General features: G+C 46.8%; 9 protein-coding genes. 4 read left to right on the forward strand and 5 right to left on the reverse strand.

The window, feature by feature from the left end:
* The 3 genes from RMO52_RS11485 to RMO52_RS11495 all read left to right on the forward strand — a co-directional run.
* The coding region (locus RMO52_RS11485; protein WP_310414177.1) for a pentapeptide repeat-containing protein at nt 1-339 on the forward strand (339 nt) is incomplete at its 5' end.
* Between the two features lie 189 nt (nt 340-528).
* Entirely contained in the window at nt 529-1,302 is a 774-nt protein-coding gene (gene gloB / locus RMO52_RS11490) for a hydroxyacylglutathione hydrolase (protein ID WP_310414180.1), read from the forward strand.
* A 70-nt stretch (nt 1,303-1,372) separates the two neighbouring features.
* Nucleotides 1,373-1,819 (forward strand): hypothetical protein, encoded by a 447-nt coding sequence (locus RMO52_RS11495; protein WP_309742061.1) that lies wholly within the window; start codon nt 1,373-1,375, stop codon nt 1,817-1,819.
* A gap of 430 nt (nt 1,820-2,249) precedes the next feature.
* On the opposite strand, the gene queF is transcribed toward RMO52_RS11495, so the two are convergent.
* Entirely contained in the window at nt 2,250-2,657 is a 408-nt protein-coding gene (gene queF / locus RMO52_RS11500; protein ID WP_310414184.1) for a preQ(1) synthase, read from the reverse strand.
* A gap of 136 nt (nt 2,658-2,793) precedes the next feature.
* Nucleotides 2,794-3,183, reverse strand: coding sequence for a hypothetical protein (locus tag RMO52_RS11505; protein WP_309742059.1), 390 nt, complete (start codon nt 3,181-3,183; stop codon nt 2,794-2,796).
* Between the two features lie 140 nt (nt 3,184-3,323).
* Between RMO52_RS11505 and RMO52_RS11510 the strand changes: the two genes are divergently transcribed.
* Nucleotides 3,324-3,566, forward strand: coding sequence for a hypothetical protein (locus RMO52_RS11510; RefSeq protein WP_309742057.1), 243 nt, complete (start codon nt 3,324-3,326; stop codon nt 3,564-3,566).
* 117 nt (nt 3,567-3,683) lie between these two features.
* On the opposite strand, the gene RMO52_RS11515 is transcribed toward RMO52_RS11510, so the two are convergent.
* The 3 genes from RMO52_RS11515 to RMO52_RS11525 form a co-directional block, all read right to left on the reverse strand.
* Nucleotides 3,684-3,893 (reverse strand): acetyltransferase, encoded by a 210-nt coding sequence (locus RMO52_RS11515; RefSeq protein ID WP_309742056.1) that lies wholly within the window; start codon nt 3,891-3,893, stop codon nt 3,684-3,686.
* A 133-nt stretch (nt 3,894-4,026) separates the two neighbouring features.
* On the reverse strand, nt 4,027-5,316 hold the full coding sequence (locus RMO52_RS11520) for a glycosyltransferase family A protein (protein WP_310414188.1): 1,290 nt from the start codon (nt 5,314-5,316) through the stop codon (nt 4,027-4,029).
* Nucleotides 5,317-5,340: 24 nt separating this feature from the next.
* The gene (locus RMO52_RS11525; protein WP_310414191.1) at nt 5,341-5,796 is read right to left on the reverse strand and encodes a hypothetical protein; all 456 of its coding nucleotides are present in this window, start codon (nt 5,794-5,796) and stop codon (nt 5,341-5,343) included.
* Nucleotides 5,797-6,360: the final 564 nt, after the last annotated feature.

The raw sequence follows: 6,360 nt of genomic DNA on the forward strand, positions 1-6,360 counted from the left end.
TTTTTGGGTGCATATCTCAGTGGTGCGGATTTGACTGGTGCTAATCTTCAAAATAGTCGTTTGAGTGGTGCGACTTTACAACGAGCATTTCTCACTGGTGCATCTCTTCGTAATGCCAGATTGAATGGGGTAAATTTGGCAGGTGTAGATTTTCGTGCGGCTGATTTGAGTGGGGTAGAAATGGAAAATTTAGAGAGTATTGCGGGGGCAGATTTTACTCAGGTGCAAGGATTGAGCGATCGTCTGCGACATGTGTTGCTGAGTCGATCTGGGGCGGAGTTAGATACATGGAATGTTTTTACTCGGCGGACGACTAGACAGAGCTTGTCTATAGAATAAATAATCATATGGCGTTGCTGAATTGATGTATGAAGCATAGATTTGGCCCTCACCCCCAACCCCTCTCCCAAGCTTGGGAGAGGGGAGCCAGAGCCGGAGGCGATGGCGGGACTGAAGAGCAAATCATACCTTAAATCAGCAACGCCCAACAGTCAAACGGCCAAATCCCTCTACTCCCCACTACTACTCATGGAAATTATTCAGATTCCCGTCCTCTCAGACAACTATATCTTCTTGATGCTCGATCGAGAGCAGAAAATTGCCGCAGTCGTCGATCCTGCCGAAGCAGCACCAGTACTCGCCGAACTCCATCGCCAGCAAGTCGAACTAGTGGCGATCTTTAATACCCATCATCATGGCGATCATGTCGGTGGTAATAAAGAATTAATCGCCGCCTACCCCAATCTGCGCGTCTATGGCGGTGCCGAAGATCGCGGACGTATCCCCGGACAACAAGTACACCTAGTCGATGGCGATCGCGTGGAATTTGGCGAGCGAGTTGGTGAAGTATTTTTCATCCCCGGACATACCCGCGCCCACATTGCTTATTATTTCCCGTCTGTCGAGAACGATGTTCCGGGCGAGCTATTTTGTGGCGATACGATTTTTGCTGGCGGCTGTGGACGACTATTTGAAGGAACTCCCGCTCAAATGGTCGGTTCGATAACTAAATTGCGTCAATTGCCCGACAATACCCGGATTTGGTGCGCTCACGAGTACACCTTGAGCAACCTCAAATTTGCCGTCACCGTCGACCCTGATAACCAAGAACTTCAGCAGCGCTTAGTTAGTGTCACCGCCGAACGCGAGCGGCTCATCCCCACAGTACCCACCAATCTCGGCTTAGAAAAACGCACCAATCCCTTTCTCCGTTGGGATACAGCCGCCCTCCAAGCTAGTGTCGGCAGTCATGACGCGATCGAAACCTTTGCTCGCATTCGCGGTCGCAAAGACCAATTTTAGTACCATCGATTAACGATCGGCGGTTATCAGCTAAGATGAAGGACATTTGATGTGTGTTGAGGTAAGGTAGATGAAATTTGGAGTACGGCAACGTGGGTACGTTCTAGTCGCGATCGCCGCTAGTTTGATGACAGTAGGCTGCACCGATAGCAAGATATCTCAGTGCGCAAACACGATTAAAGTTGTCAATCAGGCAGTAATCGACACTAAAAATATTAGCGAATCTGGCACCAAAGGCGACCTGCAAACCATTGCCAAACTAGTCGAAATTTTCGATCGTTCCGCCAAAGATTTAGAAGGGGTAAATGTTGAAAACGAACAACTCAAGACATATAAAAGTCAGTTCTTAACGATGTATAAAGGAGCAAACGAGATTGGTAAACAACTGATTGTGAGTATTCAAGAGAAAAAATCTACTAAGGTCAATGAAGGGTTGAGAAAATACACCAGTATTGTCAGTCCCGAACGCGATCTCGTCACAGGCTTGAATCAATATTGTCAGAAATCCGAAAAATAGTAGACAGCAGTTAAATTTAAGTAGATGTATGGTGGGCAGTGCCCACCATCTGGGTTTCAGACTTTACCAATCCAATAAATACTTGCCCTGACCTAAGTAGTTAAACGTAGGGTGGGCAGTGCCCACCATCTAGGTTTCAGACTTTACCAATCCAATAAATATTTGCCCTGACCTAAGTAGGTAAGCGCAATTTTTCAGAACATAGACTACGTCTGAAATCTAATTGGTGGGCACTGCCCACCCTACTGGGACGACTTTTACCCACAGTTTTAGTCGTGTCGTCCCACTACAAGATATCTTTACTGAAACCTAGATGGTGGGCAGTGCCCACCCTGCGAATATCTACAGAATATCTTTACGCAGCATTGAATCCAGGTAATAATTTTAAGAATTTAGCTTAATTAATGCTGGTAATTGCGATCGCGAATATCTATTTTTCATGTTTGACTTCGACAATCATGTGTACATTGCCGCGCGGTGAAAAATCAGCTCTCACCGTAATTTGATGCGGATCGGCAATTGCCACAAAATCATCTAAGATTTGATTGGTAACTTCCTCATGGGAAATATAGCGATCGCGATAACTATTGATATATAGTTTCAATGCCTTGAGTTCGACAACTTTTTGGTCGGGTACATAGATAATGCCGATCGTTGCAAAATCAGGATAACCAGAAAAAGGACATTTACAAGTAAACTCTGGCAAACTAATATCGACATTGTAGCGTCTACCCATCCGGGGATTGGGGAACGTAATCAGTTCACCATTGATAATTTCCCGTTCCCCGTATTTCATTTCGCTGGGGGTGGTGAGTGATTCTGGATGCGCCTGAGTCATGATAATCGAGATCGGTTAATTATTGATGAACACTGCCCTTACCTCTGACTTTCAGAGCAAGATCGTACTTTGACAACAGGTAATCTACCCCGCGACAGATTAACGATAGAGGGCTAGTATAACTGAGTCAGCCTAACTAGTTTAAATCGTTTTCACCTTCCCAGTCAGTACAGGTATCGCTATTACAACCGTAAGGATAAATCCCGCAAACTAGCAGGTTGCCACCGTAGACAGAACCATTATAGTTGATACAACCCACACACGCCGGATGAACTGCTGGATCGGGCATCGGTCTGGTAGGGAAGGGCATGTCCCAGTTAATCGATGCGGATTCTTCAAAATCTAATTCTAAGTCTTGCCAGATTTCGGTCAGCACGGCTGTAAGTTCGTCCCATTGCAAAGTAAGGATTTCCTGAGCCTCAGTAGTAACTTCTTCAACAAATTCCGTGAGTTCGCGACCAATCTCATCAAACAGCACGGTTACATCTTTCAACATGGCGGCGATTTCGTTTTGCCATTCTTCCATAGCGAACACCTAGTAATTGTTGCGCGATCTAGATCTAGATTGTACTATTTTCTCCACAGGAGATCTGCTCACAAGTCTTGACATTTAGATAGAGTCGATCCTAAAGCTCAATTTTAGCATTCCCCGCGATCGAGATCTTTTTGCTATCTCACCAATATTTTCTGTACCAGTTGCGACAATTATTGCTGTTTGGAGCGAGTTCGATCGGGATTGGGTATGCTTGTTACTCATACCAAATACGGCTTGTAAAACCCACTAACCTCGCCCTCACCCCCAACCCCTCTCCCAAGCTTGGGAGAAGGGGAGCCAGAGCCGGAGGCGATGGCGGGGTGAGGGCACAAGGGATTTCGATCGCCAAAAAAGTCTTTGTAGAGCGGATTTGATATAACCGATCGATACGAGCAGATCCGGTGTTTCGGAAGATGGACATATTAAAAACGCACCGAGGAGCTTACCTTAGTGCATTTTCATTTTGCTAAATCTTGCTGATAAAGCAACAATTATTTCGTGCGATAATCTGGGTCTACCCAGCAACGCGGCAGGGGTTCGCCCGATGCAAATGCTAAATCCTGCTTAGCAAATGCTTCGGGATCTTGTTCTTCTTGACCTTCTTGAGTTTGTCCTTCGACCTCATTTCTGAGGGGATTAAACAGGTTGTCAAGATCGGTAATTTCAATGGTAGATGCAGAAACTTTGTTGTATAAAAACATATTGACCTCGGGTACGATCGATCCGTAATTTAATGTGAATTCTAGGTTCAAAGATAATCAAAACTATCTCGCTCATTCTTTATGAGCCTGTGAATACCGCTCAATAGTCGGCAAGAACAAGCATTTTTAGCGACTAATTCGATCGCTGTAAATGGTGTTCAAAACTCCGATCTGGTAGCATTAACTGGGGAGCTAAGCTGACCCTACTCGCCGCGTGGGGACGACGTTTAGCGATACCAGTGTGGCGACGATCGAGGCCAGCTCGGTGTCGGCGTAAATCCATAATGGCTGTCTGGATATCGATCGGTTGCCAGCGACTGAGCCAGATGTGATGTTGACGCTGGATAACTTGCTCGAATAGTCCGCCAAAGGTGGGGTGTCGTACTAATTCATCCAGCAGCCAATCGTTACTAACCGCTAATTTGTGGGCTAATAGGGCGATTTCTGGAGTAGGTACATGTGGGTAAACATAACCATAAGCTACTTTTTGCCACAAGCATCGCAGCTTCCGGCGCGATTGAAATCTGGAGATCGTCGCAGCGGCTGGTTCGACTTTGAAGGTGCTATCGATCGACATATCCGTCCATTTCCGCAATTGATTGGCTAGTCCCACTGGAGAGCGCCCAGAGACTCTAGCAGAAGTAGTTACCTGTACTAAGGGACTATGGCGGAAGCGGGCATTGACACGGAGTAGCGACTGGTAAAATGCTTCATCTTCTGGGGTGCGGACGGGTGGAATGCCGCCTGCTTTGGCATACATTTCGGCTGTTACCGCCAGACTCGCGCCGTAGTGCTGGTAGTGACGCGGTAAGGGATCGTAAGGATCGGGATCGAGATAATGCTCCATCTCGGCAACTAGCGATCGATAACCCACCTCTTGCAAGAAGCAAGTTTTCGCCTGTGGCGGCAGGGCTTGACGACTCTGGCGATCGGTAATAATTCGCCCGCCGACAGCATCGACACCGCCCGCGATCTCCTGAATGGTGGCAGCAATCCAGGTTGCCGCCACTTGAGTATCCCCATCTGTTGAAGCAATAATTCCCTGTCTTTTGCCCAAACTCATCAGGCGGCGATAGGCTTCATCCATCAGCAGTTTGCGCACGTAACCGATATAGGCACGCTCTGGGGGCAAAGTCACCTCAGCGACATGTAAAGCTAACCGGGGATGCCGTTTGGCAAACTGACGGGCGATTTGGGCCGACTCATCAGTGCAGTTATTAGCTAAGACAATGATTTCATAGCTGAGGGGGTCGAGCGGTTGCCCGTTCAGGCAAGTCTGATTGGCAAGGGCGCTCAGGGTTTGGACGAGCGTCTGGGCTTCATCCTTGACGGGTACGATGACGCTCACTTCACACTGCGATCGGGGCGGCACGGCGAGCGACCATTTTTGGGAATTTCTAGCTCCAACAGATTCAATTATCATCTTGTTTTGCAAATATTCGGTGGCTTAGCTGGCTTTACGAATATTATTTTTGAGGTCGTTGGCTTTGGCTTTGGCTTCATCACCAATGTCATCGGCTGCGGACTTCACATCATCAGCGAAAGATTTAGTGTTTTCTTTGAGGTTTTGATAGCCTCTTTTGGTACCTTTAGCAACATCTTCAGCGGTTTCTTTCGCCGATCGATTTAATTGGTCGGCAGTTTCGCCAGCCCGATCGCGAATTCCTTTGTCATCTAATTGTTTGCCGAGTTGTTTGAAAGGATTAGTATCGCCTTTTTTGAGGTCTTCAGTTTTGTTGATGAGTCGATCGGCTTTAGCTTTGGCTTCAGCAGTGTTCTGTCTGGGATCGACATCGCTATAGTTATTCATGCCACCTTCAGCAGGGGCGATCGGCTTGTATAACTCGGTGATTTTGCCAGGTTGGGGATTTTCAACGCGGGTAGGATCTACTTTGGCTTTCATTTCTCCAGTGTTGTTACATGCAGTATTTGTGAACAATAATACAACTGCTAATAAACTTAGTACTGCTCTGGAAAGAATTCTAAAATTAACTGCTGGGATTTTTGTTTTAATTGTGTTGATTAATTCAGTCATTGGCGATACATTCCATCTTGATTACCACCCAATCATAGCGATTAAGCCGCCATAATCTAGAGCCTCTAAAGATAGACTACAAGATCGACCGAAAGATAGATTTGTCGCCAAATAAAAATAGGTAAGCACGATCGGTCGATCGCGCTTACCTATTTTTAGTAAAGTCTAAAATATGACTATCTAACGTGAGTTCGGGATAAGAAATGCCTGGAGACTGGAAGTCTCGGCTTGTGATGCAAAGTCCGCCTACGCGGACTAGTTAATCAGTCCGCGTAGGCGGACTTTGTGACACTAGCCCCGATTTTAATCGAGGGCGGTGCTGGAGCAAAGCCAATATCCTTATCCCGAACTGACGTTATCTAGCTTCGGTACCTTGGTTGGGCGTACCTTCAACGGCGGTAGTATCGACTGCTGGTGCTTCAGCACCTGCGC

Source organism: Chamaesiphon sp. OTE_8_metabat_110 (assembly GCF_031382685.1).
In the GTDB taxonomy this organism is placed as follows: Bacteria; Cyanobacteriota; Cyanobacteriia; order Cyanobacteriales; family Chamaesiphonaceae; genus Chamaesiphon.